Origin of the sequence: Streptomyces sp. SYP-A7185 (assembly GCF_046103685.1) — a bacterium.
GTDB lineage: Bacteria > Actinomycetota > Actinomycetes > Streptomycetales > Streptomycetaceae > Streptomyces.
Map to the genome: position 1 here is coordinate 7,515,643 of NZ_CP122310.1, position 19,705 is coordinate 7,535,347.

Below are 19,705 nucleotides of genomic sequence, written 5' to 3' on the forward strand. Positions count from 1 at the left end.
TCCAGGGGAGGGGGGAACGCGTAGCGTGAGGCCGCATGAAGATCCTGATCAGCGCAGACATGGAGGGGGCCACCGGTGTCACCTGGCCCGCCGACGTGCTGCCCGGTACGCCGCAGTGGGAGCGGTGCCGTTCGATGTTCACCTCGGACGTCAACGCCGCCGTGCTCGGCTTCTTCGACGGCGGCGCCGACGAGGTGCTCGTCAACGAAGCCCACTGGACCATGCGCAACCTCCTCCTGGAGGAGCTCGACGAGCGGGCCCAGATGCTCACCGGGCGGCACAAGTCCCTCTCCATGGTCGAAGGCGTGCAGCACGGCGACGTGGACGGCATCGCCTTCGTCGGCTACCACGCGGGGGCCGGCATGGAGGGCGTGCTCGCGCACACCTACCTCGCCAACTCGATCACCGGGGTGTGGGTCGACGGCGTCCGGGCCAGTGAGGGGCTGCTGAACTCCCATGTCGTCGCCGAGTACGGAGTGCCCGTCGTCCTGGTCACCGGCGACGACCTGGCCTGCGAGGACGCCCTCGGCTATGCCCCCGGAGCGCTGAAGGTCGCCGTCAAGGACCACGTCTCGCGGTACGCGGCGGTCTGCCGCACCCCGCGGCGGACCGCGTCCGACATCCGGGCCGCCGCCAAGGAGGCGGCGCCGCTCGCGGTGCGGCACGCTCCGGTCCAGGGCGGGCCGTTCACCGTCGAGCTCGAATTCGACGCCGAGCACCTGTCGATGGCGTCCACCGTGGTGCCGGGCGTGCGGCGCACCGGCGAGCGGAAGATCGCGTACACCAGCGACACCATGTACGAGGGCATTCGTACGTTCAAGGCGGTCACGACGATCGCATCGGCCGCCGTGGAGGAACAGTATGGCTGAGGAGCAGCCGGGGCATCGGACCGCCGGACACGTCGACGAGCAGGCGCTCGACGAGGTCGTCCGGTTCACCTCCGAACTCATCCGCATCGACACCACGAACAGGGGTGGTGGCGACTGCCGTGAGCGGCCCGCCGCCGAGTACGCCGCCGAGCGCCTCGCCGCCGCCGGGCTCGAACCGACGCTCCTGGAGCGGACACCGGGCCGTACGAACGTGGTCGCCCGCATCGAGGGCACGGACCCCTCGGCCGACGCGCTGCTCGTGCACGGTCACCTGGACGTCGTGCCTGCCGAAGCCGCCGACTGGAGCGTGGACCCCTTCTCCGGGGAGATCCGCGACGGCGTCGTCTGGGGCCGCGGCGCCATCGACATGAAGAACATGGACGCGATGATCCTCTCCGTGGTGCGCGGCTGGGCGCGCGCGGGAGTGCGGCCCCGGCGGGACATCGTGATCGCGTTCACCGCCGACGAGGAGGCGAGCGCCGAGGACGGCTCCGGGTTCCTCGCCGACCGGCACGCCGCCCTCTTCGAGGGCTGCACGGAAGGCATCAGCGAGTCCGGCGCCTTCACCTTCCACGACGGGCGCGGCAACCAGCTGTACGCCATCGCGGCGGGGGAGCGCGGCACCGGCTGGCTCAAGCTGACCGCGCGCGGCAAGGCGGGCCACGGCTCGAAGGTCAACCACGCCAATGCCGTGAGCAAGCTGGCGGCGGCGATCTCCCGCATCGGCGACCACCGCTGGCCGGTGCGGCTCACGCCGACGGTCAGGGCCGCCCTGACGGAACTGGCCGGGCTGTACGGGGAGCAGGCCGACCTGGACGCGCCGGGATTCGACGTGGACATGCTCCTGGAGAAGCTCGGTCCCGCCGCCGACCTCGTCGCGCCGACGGTCCGCAACAGCGCCAACCCGACGATGCTCCAGGCGGGTTACAAGGTGAACGTGATCCCCGGGGAGGCCGTCGCCTACGTGGACGGCCGGTATCTGCCGGGCGGGGAGGAAGAGTTCGCCGCCACCCTTGACCGGCTCACCGGAGTGGACGTCGACTGGGAGTTCCACCACCGTGAGGTGGCTCTGCAGGCGCCGGTCCACTCGCCGACGTTCGCGAAGATGCGCGCGGCCGTCGAGGAGTTCGCGCCCGAGGGAAAGGTCGTGCCGTACTGCATGTCCGGCGGCACGGACGCCAAGCAGTTCTCGCGACTCGGCATCACCGGCTACGGCTTCTCGCCGCTGAAGACACCGGAGGGCTTCGACTACCAAGCGCTCTTCCACGGGGTCGACGAGCGGGTCCCGGTCGACGCGCTGCACTTCGGCGTCCGCGTGCTCGACCGCTATCTGAGAACGGCCTAGGGAACACAACCGATCATGGGGGAAGAGAAGGACATGATGGAGACCCAGGCTTACGGATCATGGCCGTCGCCCATCGACGCGGCGCTCGCCGCCGCCCACGACGGCGCTCCGGCCGGCGTGGGCTTCGTCGGGGACGAGGCGTGGTGGACCGAGCCGAGGCCCGAGGAGGGCGGCAGGCGCGCCCTGGTGCGGCGCCGCCCGGACGGCGCGGAGGAGTCGGTGCTGCCCGAGCCGTGGAACGTGCGCAGCCGGGTCATGGAGTACGGGGGGCGGGCGTGGGCCGGAGCCGTGGGGCCGGACGGACCGCTCGTGGTCTTCGCGAACTTCGCCGACCAGCGCCTGTACGCGTTCGCGCCCGACGCCCCCGGGGCCGTGCCGCGCCCGCTGACCCCGCTGTCCGACGTGGGCGGCGGCCTGCGGTACGTCGACCCGTGCGTGCACCTGGACCGGGGCGAGGTCTGGTGCGTCCTGGAGGAGTTCACCGGCGAGGGGCCGGCCGACGTGCGCAGGGTCGCCGTCGCCGTGCCGCTCGACGGCTCCGCGGCCGATGACCGCGCGGCGGTGCGGGAACTCTCCGACGACCGGCACCGGTTCCTCACCGGGCCCCGCCTCTCCCCGGACGGCGCCCGCGTGGCGTGGATCGCCTGGGACCACCCCCGGATGCCGTGGGACGGCACGGAACTCCTGGTCGCGGAGGTCCGCGCGGACGGCACGTTCGGCGCCCCCCGGGTGTTCGCGGGCGGCCCCGAGGAGTCCGTCGCGCAGGCGGAGTGGGCCCGGGACGGACGGCTGCTGTTCGCCAGCGACCGCACCGGCTGGTGGAACCTCTACCGCGGTGACGTCACCACCGGCGGCGACTCCTCCTGGGGAGCGCCGGTCTGCCCGCGCGAGGAGGAGTTCGGCGGGCCGCTGTGGCAGGTCGGCTCCGGCTGGTTCGCGCCCCTGGACAGCGGTCTGGTCGCCGTCGTGCACGGCAAGGGCGCCACCGCGCTCGGCGTGCTCGACCCGGAGACCGGCGAGGTCGTCGACGCGGCCGGCCCCTGGACGGAGTGGGCGGCGACCATCGCGGTGAACGGCCCGCGAGCCGTCGGCGTCGCGGCCAGCCCCCGCAGTGCGTACGAGGTCGTGGAGCTGGACACGAGCACCGGCCGCGCCCGGGTGATCGGCGCCGCGCACGACGACCCGGTCGACACCGCGTACTACCCCGAGCCGCGCATCCGCACCTTCAGCGGTCCGGCGGGCCGCGAGATCCACGCGCACGTCTACCCTCCGCACCATCCGGCCCGCGTCGCCCCCGACGAGGAACTCCCGCCGTACGTGGTGTGGGTGCACGGCGGCCCCACCAGCCGCTCCCCGCTCGTCCTCGACCTGGAGATCGCCTACTTCACCTCGCGCGGCATCGGCGTCGCCGAGGTCAACTACGGCGGCTCGACCGGCTACGGCCGCGCGTACCGCAACCGCCTGCGCGAGCAGTGGGGCATCGTCGACGTCGAGGACTGCGCGGCCGTCGCCCTGGCCCTGGCCGACGAGGGCACCGCCGACCGCGACCGCCTGGCGATCCGCGGCGGCAGCGCGGGCGGCTGGACCTCGGCCGCCTCGCTGACCACGACGGACGTGTACGCCTGCGGCACGATCATCTACCCCGTCCTGGACCTCACGGAATGGGCCGCGGGCGGGACCCACGACTTCGAGTCGCGCTATCTGGACTCGATGATCGGCCCGTTCGACGAGGTCCCCACGCGGTACGTGGAGCGGTCCCCCGCCGAGCACGCCGACCAGGTCAGCGTGCCGTTCCTGCTGCTCCAAGGGCTCGACGACGTCATCTGTCCGCCCGAACAGGCCGAGCGGTTCGTCTCGGAACTGGAGGGGCGGGGCGTGCCGCACGCCTACATCGCCTTCGAGGGCGAGGGGCACGGTTTCCGCCGCGCGGACACCGTGATCCGGGCCCTGGAGGCCGAACTCTCCCTGTACGCGCAGGTGTTCCGCCTGAACCTGGCCCACGCCGTGCCCACCCTGGAGCTCGCCAAGTGAACCCCCTGACGCGTCCCGCGCGGCTCGTCCCCGGCGCGCGCGTCGCCGTCGTCGCCCCCAGCGGACCCCTCCCGGAGGAGCGGCTCCAGGCGGGCCTCGACATCCTGCGCGGCTGGGACCTGGAACCGGTCGTCGCGCCGCACGTCCTGGACCGCCAGCCGCGGTTCGACTACCTCGCGGGCACGGACGCCGACCGCGCCCGCGACCTCCAGGAGGCCTGGTGCGACCCGTCCGTCTCCGCGGTGCTCTGCGCCCGCGGCGGCTACGGCGCACTGCGCATGGTGGACCTGCTCGACTGGACGGCGATGCGGGCGGCGGGCCCCAAGGTCTTCGTCGGCTACAGCGACATCACCACGCTGCACGAGGCGTTCGCCGCGCGCATGGGCCTGGCGACGCTGCACGGCCCGATGACCGCGGCCGTCGACTTCCTCAAGAACGCCCGCGCGCAGGAGCACTTGCGGGCCACGCTGTTCGCGCCCGAGGAGGTCCAGGTGATCGCCTCGGGCGGCACCGCGCTCGTGCCCGGCCGCGCGCGGGGCGTCACGCTCGGCGGCTGCCTCTCGCTGCTCGCGGCGGACATCGGCGCCCCCGGGGCGCGCACGTCCGCGCGCGGCGGCCTGCTCTGCCTGGAGGACGTCGGCGAGGAGGCCTACAGCCTCGACCGCTATCTCACCCAACTCCTGCGCGCGGGCTGGCTGGAGGGCGTGCGCGGCATCCTGCTCGGCTCCTGGGCGGAGTGCGATCCGTACGACACCCTGCGGGCCCTGCTGCTCGACCGGCTCGGCGGGCTCGGGGTCCCGGTCGCCGAGGAGTTCGGGTTCGGGCACTGCGACGGGGCGCTGACGGTGCCGTTCGGGGCCGCGGCCGAACTGGACGCGGACGCGGGGACGTTGACGCTGGACGAGCCCGCGCTGGCCTGAGGGCCCGTCCTCCTCGGGGCCTCGGGGCGACCCGTTCTTCGCCGGGGCCTCGGGGCGCGGGACCTCCGCACTGAATTTCCGTCAACTCCGGGCGAGAACTCCTGTCACGGGCGTTGACCCATGCCTGACACGTGTCACAACATGACCCTGGCCGGTTACTTACCGGTCGGTAGTCGGCTGTCCTCAGCGTGGAGGTCTCGTGTCCCGTCGTACCGCACCCCGCCGTGCCCGCTCCCTCTCCCGCCCCCGCGCCCCGCTCGCCCTCGCCCTCGGCGCCGCGCTGGCCGCGCCCCTGGCGCTGGCGGCACCCGCGCCCGCGAGCGCCACCGCCCCCTTCACGGTCACCCCGCTGAAGTTCACGGTCCAGGCGGGCGGCCGGAACTGCACCGTCGACGCCGACCTCTACCGCCCCGCCGGAGTGGACGCCGCGCACCCCGCGCCCGCCGTCCTGACCACCAACGGCTTCGGCGGCAGCAAGTCGGACGGCGGGACGGCGGCCACCGGCAAGGCCTTCGCCGAGCGCGGCTACGTCGGCCTTGTCTACTCCGGGCTCGGCTTCGGCAAGTCCGGCTGCCTGATCTCCCTGGACGACCCGCGGATCGACGGCAAGGCGGCCTCCGGACTCGTCGACTTCCTCGCGGGCGAGCGCGCGGCCGACGACGGCACGACGATCGACTACGTCACCAAGGACGGCGCCGCAGACCCGCGCGTCGGCATGATCGGCGGCTCCTACGGCGGGGCGATCCAGCTGGCGACGGCCGCCGTGGACCGCCGCGTCGACGCTCTCGTACCGATGATCACCTGGAACGACCTGAGCTACTCGCTCGACCCGAACAACGCGGCCGACCGCAGGGTCCCCGGCGCCGCCAAGTGGCAGTGGATGAACGGCTTCTACCTCATCGGCGAGGGCCAGCCGCTCCTGGAACCGAATCTGGACCCCTCCCGCGTCAACTCCCTCACCTGCCTGCACTTCGTCACCCAGGCCTGCGAGACGATCCGTACGCTCAACTCGGGACGCTATCCCGCCGACAAGACCGAGGCACTCCAGAAGTACGCCCGCAGCGTCTCGCCCGTCTCCTACCTCTCGCGGGTCAAGGCGCCGACCCTGCTGATCCAGGGCCAGGCCGACACCCTGTTCAACCTCAACGAAGCGCAGGCGACGTACAAGACGCTCAGGGCGCAGGGCACCACCGCGAAGATGATCTGGCAGTCCGCTGGCCACAGCGGCGGCCTCAGCGACGCGGCCTCCGGTGAACTGAACCTCTCCGAGGGCAACCTGGAGACCAGTTACGTCGGCAAGCGCGTCCTCGCGTGGTTCGACCGCTACCTCCACGGCAAGAAGGGCGTCGACACCGGGCCCGCCTTCGCCTACCGCCAGGACTGGGTGCCGGCCGACGCCGGACCGAACGGCGCCTACGCGACCGCGCCCACGGTGCCCGCCCTGAACCGGAAGCTGTACCTGTCCGGCGACGGCAAGCTCGTCGACCACCGCGAGCAGGTCGCGCGCGGCAGCCGCGAGTACCGCAACTGGCTCGTCCCCACCAGCCACTCCGAGAGCTCCCTCGCGGGCCTGATCGGGCTGCCCGACCCGGCGCCGTACGACACCAAGGGCACCTACCTCGACTGGACCACCGAGCCGCTGACCGCCCCCGTGGACGTGGTGGGGTCCGCGAAGGCCACCCTCAAGGTCGTCTCGCCCCGCACCGAGCGGGTGCAGGACTCCGGCGACGCGGCCGACAAACTCGTCCTGTTCGCCAAGCTGTACGACGTCGCGCCCGACGGGAAGAAGACGCTCGTGCACCGGCTGGTGGCGCCCGTGCGCGTACCGGACGTGACCAAGCCGTTCACCGTGTCGCTGCCGGGGATCGTCCACCGGTACGAGGCGGGCCACAAGCTGCGGTTCGTGGTGGCGGCGAGCGACGGCGCGTACGGCGGCAACAAGGGGATCAAGCCGGTGACCGTCACCAGCGCGCCCCAGGACACCGGCACGATCGAGCTGCCCGTCGTCCGCTGACCCGGCCGGGCTCACCCGTACGGCCCTCACCCCCACCCCGGCGGGGCGTCCACCGCGCGCAAACCCGGTCCAGCTGCCCATGCTGGTCACCGGGGGAGGCCGGTGGAAGCTCCGACGGAAGGTCCACACATGAGTCCCAGCAGCTCCACGGGCGGCTCCAAGGGCGGCTCGGGCGGCGGTGGCGTCCTGACGCCCGGCAGGATCGCCGTCTTCGTGGTCGCCGTCCTGACCCTGGTCTTCATCTTCGAGAACACCCGCCACACCAAGATCAGACTGCTGATCCCCGAGGTGACCATGCCGCTGTGGGTGGCGCTCCTGGGCACCGGTCTGATCGGCGCGCTGTGCGGCGCCTACTTCGTCCGGCGGCGCAAGTGAGAACCCGGCTGAAGCGCGGCGGCTAGCGTGACCGGATGTCCGACAGCACCGAAAGCCCCGCAAGCACCGACGGCGCCCGCTACCTGGCCCAGGGGCCTCGCGCGGGCATACGCCCCTACACCCGCGCCGACGGCCCCGAGTTCACCGCCCGCGCGCGCGAGAGCCGTGCGCTGCACCACCCCTGGCTGTTCCCGCCCACGACCGACGCGGCGTACGCCGCCTACGCGGGCGGCCTCATCGAGGGCCGCGGCAGGGCCGGGTTCCTGGTCTGCGAGCGGGAGCGGGAAGGCGCGCCCGGCGGGGCCATCGCCGGATTCATCAACATCAACAACATCGTGGCGGGCGCCTTCCGGTGCGGAGCCCTGGGATACGGCGCCTTCGCGCACGCGGCGGGCCGCGGCCTGATGAGCGAGGGGCTCGCCCTCGTCACGCGGTACGCCTTCGACGTACTGGACCTGCACCGCCTGGAGATCAACGTCCAGCCCGGCAACACCGCGTCGATCGCGCTCGCGCGCGGCGGCGGTTTCCGCCGGGAGGGCTTCTCGCCCGACTTCCTGCACATCGACGGGGCGTGGCGCGACCACGAACGATGGGCGCTGACCGCGGAGATGACCTCACCCGCCGACCCCTTTGCTCAATCCTGACCGGGAGAGACCCTGGTCGGGACGGCGTCCACCGTGTTCCATGGTGATCGTGACGACCACCGTGCGACGTGACGTGATGACGCTGCCCGCCGCCCCGCCGGGCCCCGAGAACCCCCTGCCACCCTTGCGTCCCCTGCGCGAAGTGCACACGCTGGACGAGCGCGGAAGGCAGGGCCTGCCCCGCGACATGGCCCGCCAGCTCGGGTACGAGCCGCTGCACGACGTGCTGCCCACGCGGATCCTCGACGGGTACGGACGCGAGCGCACCGACACGGCGCTCGACACGCTGGTCATCGAGAACGACCGGCTGCGCGCCACGGTCCTGCCCGGCTTCGGCGGCCGCGTCCACTCCCTCTTCCACAAGCCGACCGGCCGCGAACTCCTCTACCGCAACCCGGTGTTGCAGCCCGCGGCCTTCGCCCTGAACGGCGCCTGGTTCTCCGGCGGCATCGAGTGGAACATCGGCGCCACCGGCCACACCACGCTGTCCTGCGCGCCCCTGCACGCCGCGCGGGTGACGGCGCCCGACGGCGGCGAGATGCTGCGGCTCTGGGAGTGGGAGCGGCTGCGGGACGTGCCGTTCCAGGTGGACCTGTGGCTGCCGGCGGACTCCGACTTCCTGCACGTCGGCGTCCGGATCCGCAATCCGCACGAGAAGGCGGTGCCGGTCTACTGGTGGTCCAACATCGCCGTGCCGCAGGAGCGCCGGGTCCTCGTCCCGGCCGACGAGGCCTGGCACTTCGGCTACGCGGGCGGTCTGCGCAAGGTGCCGGTGCCCGAGACCGACGGCGTGGACCGGACGTACCCGCCGCGCAGCGAGTACGCCGCCGACCACTTCTACGACGTACCGGACCGCGAGCGCCGCTGGATCGCCGCGCTCGACGACGCGGGGCACGGTCTCGTCCAGACGTCGACGGACCTGCTGCGCGGCCGCAAGCTCTTCGTGTGGGGCTCGGGCCCGGGCGGCCGGCGCTGGCAGGAGTGGCTCACGGAGCCGGGCACCGGCGGGTACGCGGAGATCCAGGCCGGGCTCGCGCGGACCCAGCTGGAGCATGTGCGCCTGGACGCCGAGTCGGAGTTCAGCTGGCTGGAGTCGTACGGACCGCTGTCCGCGGACCCCGGTGTCGTGCACGGCACCGACTGGCGGGCCGCGCGCGAGGAGGCCGAGGCGCGGCTCGCGGACGCGCTGCCGCGGGGCGCGGTGGAGGAGGCGTACGACGCGTGGCGTGCGTGCGCGGACACCGAGCCGGGCGAGGTGCTTGCCACCGGGTCCGGGTGGGGCGCGCTCGAAGTCCTGCGCGCGGACCACAAGTTGCCGGGCACACCGTTCCCCGAGTCCACGCTGGGGCCCGAACAGGAGCCGTGGCTGGAGCTGCTGCACTCCGGTGCGGTCCCCGAGCCGCGCAAGGTGGCGCCGCCGGGTCCGACCCTGGTCTCCCGGCACTGGCGGGACATGCTGGAGACGGCCCCGGCGCGCCCGATCGCCGAGTACCACCTGGGCGTGGCGCAGTGGCACGCCGGTGATCTGGCCCAGGCCGTGCGCAGCTGGGAGCGCGGCCTCGAACTCGCTCCGTCCCGATGGCCGTTGCTGCGGTGCCTGGCAGTGGCCGACCAGGACGCGGGCCACGTCGAGCGGGCCGCCGACCGGTACGCGGAAGCCTTCGACGACCTGTGCCAGGAGCGCCGCGACGACGGCATGCTGTGGACGTCCGCGAGCGCCGCGCTCGGCAGGGAGGCGATAGGCGCCCTGCTCGCGGCCCGGCGGGTGGAGGAGGCGCGCGGCGTGTGGGACCGGCTGCCCGGGGCCACGCGCGAGGAGGGCCGCTTCCGCCTGGTGGAGGTCCAACTGCTGGTGGCCGAGGGCGAGAAGGCCGCCGCGCGGGCGATCTTCGACGCGGGCTTCGAGGTGCCCGACCTGCGCGAGGGCGCCGAGGTGCTCGGCGAGCTGTGGCGCGCGGTGACCGACGACGAACTGCCCGCCCGGTACGACTACCGGATGCGGGAGGACGTACGGGAGTGAGGGACCCGGGGGGCGGGGCAGCCGCCCCCCGGGTGGTCGGCGGGGGAGCCGCCCCCCGGGTGGTCGCTCAGGCCAGCTCGCCGTTCTTGGCCACGACCCGGCCGCCGTGCACCACCATGTCGCGCTGCGGCATGTCCACCAGGGCCTGCTGGACGTTCTCGCCGCGCACGAGGATGAAGTCGGCCGGTGCGCCGGGCTTCAGGTCGGCGTGGTCCAGGCCCATCACGTCGGCGCCGCCGTGCGCGCCCACGCGGTAGCAGTCGGCCAGCTCCTCGTCGAGGCGGACGTCGGTGACCCAGCCCAGGATGTGCGTGCGGTGCAGCATGTCGGCGTTGCCGAACGGGCTCCACGAGTCGCGCACCCCGTCCGAGCCGAGCCCGACCCGCACCCCGTGCTCGCGCAGCTTCGCGATCGGCAGCACCAACGACTCGTTCGGCGCGACCGTCGTCAGGGAGATGTCCTGCTCGCCCAGGTCGGCGGCCATCTTCCCCAGGTCGGTGTCGGACAGCTTCGGCAGGCAGAAGACGTGGCTGACCGTGACCTTGCCGCGCAGCGACAGGGCGCGGGTGCGGTCGATGATGGCCCGCAGGACCTTGGTGCCCTTCTCGTCGCGGTCGTGGAGGTGGATGTCCACGCCGACCCCGTGGCGGTCCGCGAGGCCGAAGACCAGGTCGAGCTGCTCGTCCATCGCGTCGTCGAAGCTGATCGGGTCGATGCCGCCGACCAGGTCGACGGAGCCGGAACGGGCCGCTTCCTCCAGGAGTTCCGCCGTCCCGGGGGTGCGGATCACGCCGTGCTGCGGGAACGCCACGATCTGCACGTCGAGGGCGTCCCGCAGCCGCTCGCGGGCCGCGTTCACACCCTCGACACCGGCCAGGTCGTAGGCCGGAGCCACGTCCACGTGGGCGCGCATCGCGCGGGTGCCGCGGGTCACGGCGTGTGCCATCAGGCCGTACGCGCGCTCGCCGACCGGCCGGGGCTGGCTCTTGAACAGCTCCACGTCCTGGGCGCAGTAGTCGGCGATGCCGCTCGCCGGCTTCCGGGTCACCCAGGAGCCGCCCCACGTCGTCTTGTCCGGGTGGATGTGGGCGTCGACGAGGGAGGGCAGGGCGACCCGGCCGCCGCCGTCGATCACCTTGGCGCCCTTGGGCGCCCGCTCGTCGGTGATCCGGCCGTCGACGACCGTGAGGTCCACCGGCTGCGCGCCGAAGGGGCGGACGTCGCGGAACACCACGGCCCTGGGGCGGTGGCCGCCGCCGTGGGACGCGGCGGCGGCCGGGCCCGCGGCCGACAGGGCGGCTCCGGTGCCCGCGAGGGCGGCGGCACCGGCGAGTACGCCGCGACGGGAGAGAGGCGTCATGAGGGTCTCCTTGAGGGGGAGGGGGATCAGGAGGAGCGGGAGAGCGGAGAAGCGGGGCAGGTCAGAGCGCGATGCCCGAACGGACCACGCGTACGGGCTTCTTGAGGAGCGTCACGTCGGACAGCGGGTCGCCGTCCACCAGGAGCACGTCCCCGGCGAAGCCGCGCGCGAGGCGGCCCACCGTGCGGTCCAGGCCGAGCAGCTTCGCGGCGCCGGTGGTGGCCGTGCGGATCGCGTCCAGGGCGGAGAGCCCGGCCGCCCGCATCAGCTCCACCTCGCGGCCGATCGGCTTGATCTTGCCGCCGGAGGAGTCCGTGCCCGCGGCGAGCGGCACGCCCAGCTCGTGCGCGGCGAGCACGGCCCGCTTCAGGACCGGCAGGTACTGCCGGCCGCGCTCCGCGAGCACGGGGTCGGCGGAGTCGGCGAGCCCGGCGATCGCGGTGAGGGTCGGCGTGAAGTACGTGCCCCTGCGCCGCATCTCGTGCAGCGTGCGCTCGCCGACGAACGCGCCGTGCTCCAGCGAGCGGATGCCCGCCCTGACGGCGTCGTCGCAGCCCTTCTCGCTGTAGCTGTGGCACAGCACGCCCTTGCCGCCGCGCCGGGCGGCCGCGACCACGGCGGACAGCTGCTCGCGGTCGTAGACCTGGGCCAGCGGGTCCTGCTCGGGCAGCCCGGCCCGCTCGTTGACCCGGGTCTTGATGACGTCGGCGCCCCGGGCGAGGTTGACCTCGACGACGCGGCGCAGCGCCTCGGGCGAGCGCACGCCGTCCCGGAGCTTGGCCAGCGGGGTCAGGTCGGGGTCGGCGAGGACCGTGTCGCCCAGGTCGGGCGTGACGAAGACACCGGCGGCGCGCAGCCGGGGCGCCTGCCGCGGCACCTGGCGGGCCAGCTCCCGTACGGCGATGTCCTGGAAGAAGTTGGTCGAGCCGCTGCGGGCGCTGGTCGCCCCGCCCAGCACCGCGTCGCGGGCCTCGGCCGCGGTGTTCAGGTGGATGTGCGCGTCGACGAGCCCCGGCAGGATCCAGCTGCCGTGCGCGTCGAGGACCTCGGCCCCGTGCGGCACCTCGGTGCGTACGCGCTTGCCGGCCGAGCGCACGACGCCGTCCACGATGACGACCACGGCGTCCTCGGTGACCTCACCGGTCGCGGGGTCGAGGAGCGTGCCGCCCTCGATGACCAGATCGCCGCCGTTCGTCCGCCCCTCGCGTCCGCCCGCGGCGTTCGCCGGGGACGTGGAGGCGGCCAGGACGGCGCTGGTCCCGGCGAGCGCGGCGGCGCCCGCGAGGACGCCGCGCCGGGTGAGCCGTGAGGAGGGCGGAGGGGTGTTCTCGACGCACATGGGGCTGCTCCAGGACGGGTTGCGGAGGGAACGCGTCCGCCAGTTTGTATACCAAGCTGGAGCGGCCTGCAAGGAGTGCCGGGGTATATCTGGGGTTATGCGCGATTGATGTGCAGAGTTTTGGAGGGCGTCAAGGGGATTGGTATACAGAAATGTCCGCTCTCAGGAAGCGGGCTCCTCGGAAGCGGGCTCCTCGAACAGCGACCGCAGCGCCACCGCCTGGCTGTCCCGCACGTGCAGCAGCGTGCTCGCCGCCGCCGTCTCCTCGTCGCCCGCGGCGATGTGGCGGTAGATGAGGCCGTGCTGGGCCCGCATGTGGTCCGGCTCGGCGCGCATGCCGAACAGGAGCTGGAGCTGCCAGCTCAGCTGCTCCATCGTGCGGGCCAGCAGGGCGTTGCCGCAGAGGGTCACGATGCCCTCGTGGAAGGCCGTGTGCGCGGCGACCTCGCGCGGCCCGTCGTCCACGTCCGAGGCCTGCTCGGCCTGGTGGAGCGTGGCCCGCAGCGCGGCGAGGCCCGCCGGCTCGTCGGGCGCGCACCGCGCCACCCGGCGCGCCGCGAGCCGGGACGCCTGGACCGCGAGCGGCTCCCACACCTCGTACAGATGCCGTACGTCGGCACGCTCCAGGCGGCGCACCCGCACCCCGCTGTGCGGCAGCAGTTCGAGCAGGCCCTCGGCGACCAGCGCCCGCAGTGCCTCCCGCACCGGGACGCGCGACATCCGCAGCTCCTCGGCGACCTCGCGCTCCACGAGCCGCGAACCCAGCGGATAGCGGCGGTCCACGATGCGCTGCCGGACGGCCTCGCGCGCCTGGGCGCTCATCGAGATCCGTTCCGTACCGTCCGCCGTACTGCCCGCCACGTGCACCGTCCTCCGTTCGGCCTGCCTGCCGTGGAGGATACGGGCCGGGCGGTCAGGCCGCGGGGCGCCGGTCCGCGTACTCGAAGACCGTGCCGTCCGGGTGCACCGCGATGAGGTTGCGCCCCACCGGCGTCGGCACGGGGCCCGCGATGACACGGGCGCCGGACGCGTTCAGGACGGCGTACGCCTCGTCCACGTCGGGCACCGCGATCGTCGCCGACACCTTCCGCAGGATCTCCAACTCACGCTCGGGACCGCTCATCAGAAGGAAGCAGCCCACCGCCGCGACCGACACGCCCTCTCGCTCGAAACGCTGCGCGGTACCGCCCGCGAGGCGTTCGTAGAAGGCGACCGAGGACTCCAGGTCCTCGACGCAGATACGCAGCGTGGCTCCCAGGATCTCCATAGGGGCGAGCCTAGTTGGCCCCGCCGCCACGCGTGATCGTTTCGGCCGACTTCCGGGGATTCCACCCCGTGGCGGCCACCACATCGGCCGCGATCTCCGCCACCCGTCGCCCGTCGGTCGCCACGCGGTGCGTGCCCTCGGCCGCTTCCCGGTCCAGACGCCGGGCCATCAGCGCGCTGCGGCGCAGCTGCCGTGCGAGCTCCGAGCCGCGTTCGCGCCCGGTCAGCCGCTCCTCGGCGGTCGCGTCCGACGCCGTGAGGAGCACGCGGATGAGGCGCGGGCCCCTCAGGGCCCGGATGAACAGCCCTTCCTCGCTCCCGAGGACGCACGCCGTGTTGGTGTGGACGAGCCGGTGGCAGCCCAGCTCGGTGTAGTTCGCCCAGAGCGCCGCGAGATTGCGCTCGGTGATCCCGGAGCGCTGCGGATCGCCGTCGGGCGCCGGATGGACCGCGTCCAGGACGTCGCCCTCGATGTACGCGTGCCCCACGTCCGCCGCCCTCAGCAGCGCCGCCACCTCCAGGCCCACCGAGGACTTGCCGGCCCCGGAACGGCCCCCGATCAACAGTGCCTCCGTCGTGCGCATGGGCCGAGCCTGGCAGGCCGGTGCGCTCTCACGCGACCCGGTATTCCTCGACCTCCTCGGTGCGCCGCAGCTCCAGGCCGTGGCCGATGCCCCCGTCGGGGCGGACGGTGCCGCCCGTCGGGTCCAGGGCCCCGTCGAAGAACATCGACTCGATCCGCACGTGGTCGTGCAGCCACTCGACGTGCCGCAGGTTCGGCACGCACGCGGCGACCGCGGCGTGCGCGTGCGGGGCACCGCGCGCCGACACCTCGATCCCGTGCGCCTGCGCGAGGGCCGCGGCCCGCAGCCACTCCGTCAGACCGCCGCAGCGGGTCGCGTCCAGCTGGAGGCAGTCCACGGAGGGGACCATCCGCGCGAAGTACGCCAGGTCGTAGCCGTACGCCCCGGCCGTCACGTCGCAGACCAGCGCGTCCCGCACCAGGGCGAGGCCCCGCAGGTCGTCCGAGGGCACGGGCTCCTCGAACCAGCCCACGCCGTGCTCGGCGAGCGTGCGGCCCACCCGGACCGCCTGCTTGCGGGTGTACGCGCCGCTCGCGTCGACGTACAACTCCGCCTGCGCGCCGATGACATCGCGCGCGGTGCGCACCCGCAGCACGTCACGGGCCGCGGCCCGCCCCCACGCCTCCCCGACCTTGATCTTGACGCGCGGGATGTTCTGGCCGTGCACCCAGCCGTTCAGCTGCGCCGCCAGATGCGTGTCGTGGTACGTGGTGAAACCCCCGCTCCCGTAGACGGGCACCTCGTCGCGGGCGGCGCCCAGGAGGCGTACGAGCGGGATCTCCAGGAGGCGCGCCTTCAGGTCCCACAGGGCGATGTCGATCGCCGAGACGGCGCACGAAGCGGCGCCGGGGCGGCCGGTGTTGCGGACCGCCTGCGTCATCGCCGTGTGCGCCGCGGGGATGTCGAGCGCGTCCAGTCCCGTGACGACCGGGGCGAGTTGCTCCGCGAGCAGGGCGATCGTGGACGCGGGCCCGTAGGTCCAGCCCGTGCCCGTCGCGTCGCCCGCCGTGATCTCGACGATGACGATGGTCGTGCTCTCCCACGCGAACGTGCCGTCCGCCTCGGGGGCGTCCGCGGGGACCGAGTAGGCGGACAGGGCCGGGCTTTCGATGGGCAGTGTGTCCTTCATCGGGACCGTCCTGGATCACGTGCGGAGGTGGGGGACCGCAGGGGTGGGGGCCGCCTCGGGCGGTGCGGCACGGGGGTGCGCGCCCCGCACCCGCGGTGGCGCTTTTGTACGGGTATCCCTCGTCGGGACGGGCAAACGGCGCCCGTGCGGGTCCGGCCGCGGCTTCCGGCGGCGGCGCTCCACGGCGGCGTTTGACCCCGGTGCGCAGGGGCAACCGGGAGGTCCCGCGTGCCAGGGCCGCCGGGAGGCCGCGCGCCGAGGAACCGACGGCCGACGCGCCCGCACGGACGCCGGAACCGGAAGCCCCCACCCAAGGAGGATCCGCCATGACCACCAGCGAACTCGCTCCTCTCGCACGGCAGTTGCGGGTCGACTCGGTCCGGGCCGCGGCTGCCGCCGGCTCCGGGCACCCCACCTCCTCGATGTCCGCCGCCGATCTCCTGGCGGTACTCCTCGCACGCCACCTTCAGTACGACTTCGACCGGCCCGACCACCCCGGCAACGACCGCTTCATCCTGTCCAAGGGGCATGCCTCGCCCCTCCTCTATGCGGCGTACAAGGCGTCGGGCGTCGTCACCGACGACGAGCTGCTGACCTTCCGCGCGCACGGCAGCCGCCTCGAAGGGCACCCGACGCCGCGCCGCCTGCCGTGGGTCGAGGTCGCCACCGGCTCCCTCGGGCAGGGGCCGCCCGTCGGCGTCGGCATGGCCCTCTCGGGCAAGCGCCTCGACCGGATCCCCTACCGGGTCTGGGTGCTGTGCGGCGACAGCGAACTCGCGGAGGGCTCGGTGTGGGAGGCCGCCGAGCACGCCGGACACGAGCACCTGGACAACCTGACCGCCGTGGTCGACGTCAACCGGCTCGGACAGCGCGGCCCGACCCGCCACGGCTGGGACCTGGCCGCCTACGCACGGCGTTTCGCCGCCTTCGGCTGGCACGTCGTCGAGGCCGACGGCCATGACCTGGACGCCGTCGACCGCGCCTTCCAGGAGGCCAGGTCCACCACCCGGCAGCCCACGGTCGTCCTCGCCCGCACCGTCAAGGGCAAGGGGGTCAGCGCCGCCGAGGACCGCGAGGGCCTGCACGGCAAGCCGCTCGCCGAGGCGGAAGCGGCGGTGGCGGAGCTGGGCGGCCCGGGCGACGTACGCGTCGAGGTGCGCAGGCCCGCCGCCGCGCGGGCGCTGCACGCGACGCGCAGCGGCCATCTGGAACTGCCGCGCCACGAGGTGGGCGACGAGGTCGCCACCCGGACGGCCTTCGGCCAGGCCCTTGCCGCGCTCGGCACCGCGCGCGGCGACGTCGTGGCCCTCGACGGGGAGGTCGGCGACTCCACGCGCACCGAGTACTTCGCCAAGGAGCACCCCGACCGCTTCTTCGAGTGCTACATCGCCGAGCAGCAGCTGGTCGCCGCGGCCGTGGGCCTCGCCGCCCGCGGCTGGGTGCCGTACGCGTCGACGTTCGCCGCCTTCCTCACGCGCGCCCACGACTTCGTCCGCATGGCGGCCATCAGCGGGTCCGGCATCAACGTCGTCGGCTCGCACGCGGGCGTCGCCATCGGCCAGGACGGGCCCTCCCAGATGGGCCTTGAGGACCTGGCCATGTTCCGCTCCGTGCACGGCTCGACGGTCCTGTACCCGTGCGACGCCCACCAGACCGGGAAGCTCGTCGCCGGGATGGCGGACCTGGAGGGGGTGCGGTACCTGCGGACCTCGCGGGGGGACATGCCCGTCATCTACGGGCCCGGCGAGGAGTTCCCCGTCGGCGGCTCCAAGGTCCTGCGCTCCTCCGACGCCGACCGGCTCACGGTGGTCGCGGCGGGCGGCACCGTGCACGAGGCGCTGACCGCCGCCGAGTTCCTGGACCGCGAGGGCATCCAGGTGCGGGTCATCGACCTGTACTCGGTCAAGCCCGTCGACCGCGCCACCCTGCGTACGGCGGCCGAACGCACCGGCTGTCTGCTCACCGTCGAGGACCACCGGCCGGAGGGCGGCATCGGCGATGCCGTCGCCGAGGCCTTCGCCGACGGCGGCCCGGTGCCCCGCCTGGTGCGGCTCGCGGTCACCACGATGCCCGGCTCGGCGTCCCCCGCCGAGCAGCTGCACGACGCGGGCATCGACGCCGAGTCCATCGCGGCGGCCGCCCGGCTGCTCGTGGAGCAGGCGGTCGTGCGGTGAGCCAGGTCAGCGGCGCCCGGACCGCGTGGGCCGCGTGGACCGCGCCCTGAACCAGGAGTTTGCCGTCGGCCGGAACATCAGGGCCAGGGCCGCGAGCACCGCGCTGAGATGCAGGACGCGGCTCGCGCCGAACAGGACGTCCACCACCCCCAGCTCGCCCAGGGCGTCCCCGGGGGAGTGGCCGTCGGCCAGCCACCGGAGCGGCTCGATCACCAGGGACAGCGTGAAGAAGACGCCGAGCCCCACGGCGAGCGTGAGACGGGCCCAGTTCCGGCCGCGGCGCATCTGCACGGCGACCAGGACGGCCGCCGAGAACACGGCCATCCGCAGCAGCAGGCCGCCCGCCAGCTCCCCGGCGGTCGTGTCGCCTTCGGACAGCAGCCTGCCGGTCATCAAGGCCGCCTCGAAGAAGCCCGCCACGACCGCGGTGATCCACAGCGCGAACGCGGCGTGCACGGGCGGCGGAGCGGGGGGCTCGCCGCCGCCGGTCCGGGCGGAGGGGCGGGGGCGTCCGCTGCCCGACAGTACGCCGTGCCCGGGCGGCGGTTCCGGGTGCCCGGGGTGCTCCGGTCGCCTCTGCGTGCCGTTCGCCATGGTGTGCCTCGCTCACTCGGGTCCGACCTGAACCCTCTGCCTGAATCCTTCCGGCGCACGCGGCCCGGGGCACGCCCCTGAACCCCCCTGTTCAGGTGTTGTCAGCACCCCTGCGGAACATGAAAGGAACCCCACACGGCCAGCGCGCGACCCCTGCGGGCGGGACCGCGACCCGGAGGCCGTCGTGCCGCGCGTCAGGAAGCCGGGGGGCCGGGCGGCGCTTCCCGTGTCACTTACGGCACAGGATCTCCCCGTGCAGCACGGCGAACCAGCCGTCGTCCCGCGCTCCCCACTCCCGCCACGCGTCGGCGATCACCCGCAGTTCACCGGCGTCGGCGTGCCCGCCCTCCACGGCTCGCCCGGCGTAGTCGGAGGCGACCGTCCGGTCGGCCCACAGCCCGCTCCACCAGGCACGCTCATCGGCCGAGCTGTAACACCAGGTGCTCGCGCTCGCGCTCACGTCGTCGAATCCGGACGCCAGGGCCCAGGACTTGAGCCGGCTTCCCGCGTCCGGCTCGCCGCCGTTGGCGCGGGCCACCCGCCGGTACAGGTCCAGCCAGCCGTCCATGGCGGGCGGCCTCGGGTACCACGCCATCGCCGAGTAGTCCGCGTCACGGGCGGCGACGATGCCGCCCGGCGCGCAGACGCGCCGCATCTCGCTCAGGGCGCGCACCGGGTCGCCGACGTGCTGGAGGACCTGGTGTGCGTGCACGACGCAGAAGGAGTCGTCCGGGTAGTCCAGGGCGTGCACGTCGGCGACGGCGAACTCCACGTTCTCCAGGCCGCGTTCGGCCGCCGTCGCACGGGCCCGGTCCAGGATGCCGGGCGCGTGGTCGACGCCGGTGACCTGGCCGTCGGGGACGAGCGCGGCCAGGTCGGCGGTGATGGTGCCGGGGCCGCAGCCGATGTCCAGGATCCGCATGTGCGGCTGCACCGAACCGGCCAGATAGGCGGCCGAGTTGGCGACGGTGCGCCAGGTGTGGGAGCGCAGCACGGACTCGTGGTGTCCGTGCGTGTAGACGGCTGTCTCCTCCGGCATGA

Annotated in this window: 17 protein-coding genes; 9 read left to right on the forward strand and 8 right to left on the reverse strand. The window is 73.7% G+C overall.

Annotation, left to right across the window (positions count from 1 at the left end):
• Positions 1 to 35: 35 nt before the first annotated feature.
• From QBL25_RS32960 to QBL25_RS32995, 8 genes are all read left to right on the forward strand, one after another.
• On the forward strand, positions 36 to 869 hold the full coding sequence (locus QBL25_RS32960; protein ID WP_409060593.1) for a M55 family metallopeptidase: 834 nt from the start codon (positions 36 to 38) through the stop codon (positions 867 to 869).
• Positions 862 to 2,214, forward strand: coding sequence for a M20/M25/M40 family metallo-hydrolase (locus QBL25_RS32965; RefSeq protein ID WP_409060594.1), 1,353 nt, complete (start codon positions 862 to 864; stop codon positions 2,212 to 2,214). The genes QBL25_RS32960 and QBL25_RS32965 overlap by 8 nt, the downstream gene beginning before the upstream one ends.
• Positions 2,215 to 2,250: 36 nt before the next feature.
• Positions 2,251 to 4,245: a prolyl oligopeptidase family serine peptidase gene (locus QBL25_RS32970; protein WP_409062857.1), complete on the forward strand. Its 1,995-nt coding sequence runs from the start codon at positions 2,251 to 2,253 to the stop codon at positions 4,243 to 4,245.
• Positions 4,242 to 5,165, forward strand: coding sequence for an LD-carboxypeptidase (locus tag QBL25_RS32975; RefSeq protein WP_409060595.1), 924 nt, complete (start codon positions 4,242 to 4,244; stop codon positions 5,163 to 5,165). The genes QBL25_RS32970 and QBL25_RS32975 overlap by 4 nt, the downstream gene beginning before the upstream one ends.
• 280 nt (positions 5,166 to 5,445) lie before the next feature.
• Complete coding sequence (locus QBL25_RS32980) at positions 5,446 to 7,179, forward strand: CocE/NonD family hydrolase (protein ID WP_409062858.1); 1,734 nt, start codon at positions 5,446 to 5,448, stop codon at positions 7,177 to 7,179.
• 129 nt (positions 7,180 to 7,308) lie between these two features.
• Positions 7,309 to 7,554 carry a hypothetical protein gene (locus QBL25_RS32985; protein ID WP_409060596.1) on the forward strand — a complete coding sequence of 82 codons (246 nt, stop codon included), beginning with the start codon at positions 7,309 to 7,311 and terminating at the stop codon, positions 7,552 to 7,554.
• Between the two features lie 35 nt (positions 7,555 to 7,589).
• Positions 7,590 to 8,198: a GNAT family N-acetyltransferase gene (locus QBL25_RS32990; RefSeq protein ID WP_409060597.1), complete on the forward strand. Its 609-nt coding sequence runs from the start codon at positions 7,590 to 7,592 to the stop codon at positions 8,196 to 8,198.
• 40 nt (positions 8,199 to 8,238) lie between these two features.
• A complete protein-coding gene (locus tag QBL25_RS32995; protein WP_409060598.1) occupies positions 8,239 to 10,218 on the forward strand; it encodes a DUF5107 domain-containing protein in 1,980 nt (659 codons plus the stop codon).
• Positions 10,219 to 10,285: 67 nt separating this feature from the next.
• Here QBL25_RS32995 and QBL25_RS33000 read toward each other — a convergent pair whose 3' ends face one another.
• The 6 genes from QBL25_RS33000 to QBL25_RS33025 all read right to left on the reverse strand — a co-directional run bounded on the left by QBL25_RS33000 (position 10,286) and on the right by QBL25_RS33025 (position 15,896).
• Entirely contained in the window at positions 10,286 to 11,578 is a 1,293-nt protein-coding gene (locus tag QBL25_RS33000) for an amidohydrolase family protein (RefSeq protein ID WP_409060599.1), read from the reverse strand.
• A 61-nt stretch (positions 11,579 to 11,639) separates the two neighbouring features.
• Positions 11,640 to 12,917 carry an amidohydrolase family protein gene (locus QBL25_RS33005; RefSeq protein WP_409060600.1) on the reverse strand — a complete coding sequence of 426 codons (1,278 nt, stop codon included), beginning with the start codon at positions 12,915 to 12,917 and terminating at the stop codon, positions 11,640 to 11,642.
• A 162-nt stretch (positions 12,918 to 13,079) separates the two neighbouring features.
• Positions 13,080 to 13,739, reverse strand: coding sequence for a GntR family transcriptional regulator (locus tag QBL25_RS33010; protein ID WP_409062859.1), 660 nt, complete (start codon positions 13,737 to 13,739; stop codon positions 13,080 to 13,082).
• A gap of 91 nt (positions 13,740 to 13,830) precedes the next feature.
• Positions 13,831 to 14,184, reverse strand: coding sequence for a VOC family protein (locus QBL25_RS33015; RefSeq protein ID WP_409060601.1), 354 nt, complete (start codon positions 14,182 to 14,184; stop codon positions 13,831 to 13,833).
• 10 nt (positions 14,185 to 14,194) lie between these two features.
• Entirely contained in the window at positions 14,195 to 14,767 is a 573-nt protein-coding gene (locus tag QBL25_RS33020; protein WP_409060602.1) for a hypothetical protein, read from the reverse strand.
• A gap of 28 nt (positions 14,768 to 14,795) precedes the next feature.
• Entirely contained in the window at positions 14,796 to 15,896 is a 1,101-nt protein-coding gene (locus QBL25_RS33025) for an enolase C-terminal domain-like protein (protein ID WP_409060603.1), read from the reverse strand.
• 326 nt (positions 15,897 to 16,222) lie between these two features.
• Here QBL25_RS33025 and QBL25_RS33030 point away from each other — a divergent pair, with 326 nt between their 5' ends.
• The gene (locus tag QBL25_RS33030; protein ID WP_409060604.1) at positions 16,223 to 18,070 is read left to right on the forward strand and encodes a transketolase; all 1,848 of its coding nucleotides are present in this window, start codon (positions 16,223 to 16,225) and stop codon (positions 18,068 to 18,070) included.
• Positions 18,071 to 18,076: 6 nt separating this feature from the next.
• Here QBL25_RS33030 and QBL25_RS33035 read toward each other — a convergent pair whose 3' ends face one another.
• Both QBL25_RS33035 and QBL25_RS33040 read right to left on the reverse strand, forming a co-directional pair.
• On the reverse strand, positions 18,077 to 18,664 hold the full coding sequence (locus QBL25_RS33035; protein WP_409060605.1) for a hypothetical protein: 588 nt from the start codon (positions 18,662 to 18,664) through the stop codon (positions 18,077 to 18,079).
• A 229-nt stretch (positions 18,665 to 18,893) separates the two neighbouring features.
• Positions 18,894 to 19,703, reverse strand: a complete 810-nt coding sequence (locus QBL25_RS33040) for a class I SAM-dependent methyltransferase (RefSeq protein WP_409060606.1) — start codon at positions 19,701 to 19,703, stop codon at positions 18,894 to 18,896.
• Positions 19,704 to 19,705: the final 2 nt, after the last annotated feature.

What these genes read in the sequence shown, in the direction of transcription:
- QBL25_RS32960 (WP_409060593.1), top strand. Translation starts at nt 36, where the DNA reads ATGAAGATCCTGATCAGCGCAGACATGGAGGGGGCCACCGGTGTCACC.
- QBL25_RS32965 (WP_409060594.1), top strand. Translation starts at nt 862, where the DNA reads ATGGCTGAGGAGCAGCCGGGGCATCGGACCGCCGGACACGTCGACGAG.
- QBL25_RS32970 (WP_409062857.1), top strand. Translation starts at nt 2,251, where the DNA reads ATGGAGACCCAGGCTTACGGATCATGGCCGTCGCCCATCGACGCGGCG.
- QBL25_RS32985 (WP_409060596.1), top strand. Translation starts at nt 7,309, where the DNA reads ATGAGTCCCAGCAGCTCCACGGGCGGCTCCAAGGGCGGCTCGGGCGGC.
- QBL25_RS32990 (WP_409060597.1), top strand. Translation starts at nt 7,590, where the DNA reads ATGTCCGACAGCACCGAAAGCCCCGCAAGCACCGACGGCGCCCGCTAC.
- QBL25_RS32995 (WP_409060598.1), top strand. Translation starts at nt 8,239, where the DNA reads ATGGTGATCGTGACGACCACCGTGCGACGTGACGTGATGACGCTGCCC.
- QBL25_RS33000 (WP_409060599.1), bottom strand. Translation starts at nt 11,578, where the DNA reads ATGACGCCTCTCTCCCGTCGCGGCGTACTCGCCGGTGCCGCCGCCCTC.
- QBL25_RS33005 (WP_409060600.1), bottom strand. Translation starts at nt 12,917, where the DNA reads ATGTGCGTCGAGAACACCCCTCCGCCCTCCTCACGGCTCACCCGGCGC.
- QBL25_RS33010 (WP_409062859.1), bottom strand. Translation starts at nt 13,739, where the DNA reads ATGAGCGCCCAGGCGCGCGAGGCCGTCCGGCAGCGCATCGTGGACCGC.
- QBL25_RS33015 (WP_409060601.1), bottom strand. Translation starts at nt 14,184, where the DNA reads ATGGAGATCCTGGGAGCCACGCTGCGTATCTGCGTCGAGGACCTGGAG.
- QBL25_RS33020 (WP_409060602.1), bottom strand. Translation starts at nt 14,767, where the DNA reads ATGCGCACGACGGAGGCACTGTTGATCGGGGGCCGTTCCGGGGCCGGC.
- QBL25_RS33025 (WP_409060603.1), bottom strand. Translation starts at nt 15,896, where the DNA reads ATGAAGGACACACTGCCCATCGAAAGCCCGGCCCTGTCCGCCTACTCG.
- QBL25_RS33030 (WP_409060604.1), top strand. Translation starts at nt 16,223, where the DNA reads ATGACCACCAGCGAACTCGCTCCTCTCGCACGGCAGTTGCGGGTCGAC.
- QBL25_RS33035 (WP_409060605.1), bottom strand. Translation starts at nt 18,664, where the DNA reads ATGGCGAACGGCACGCAGAGGCGACCGGAGCACCCCGGGCACCCGGAA.
- QBL25_RS33040 (WP_409060606.1), bottom strand. Translation starts at nt 19,703, where the DNA reads ATGCCGGAGGAGACAGCCGTCTACACGCACGGACACCACGAGTCCGTG.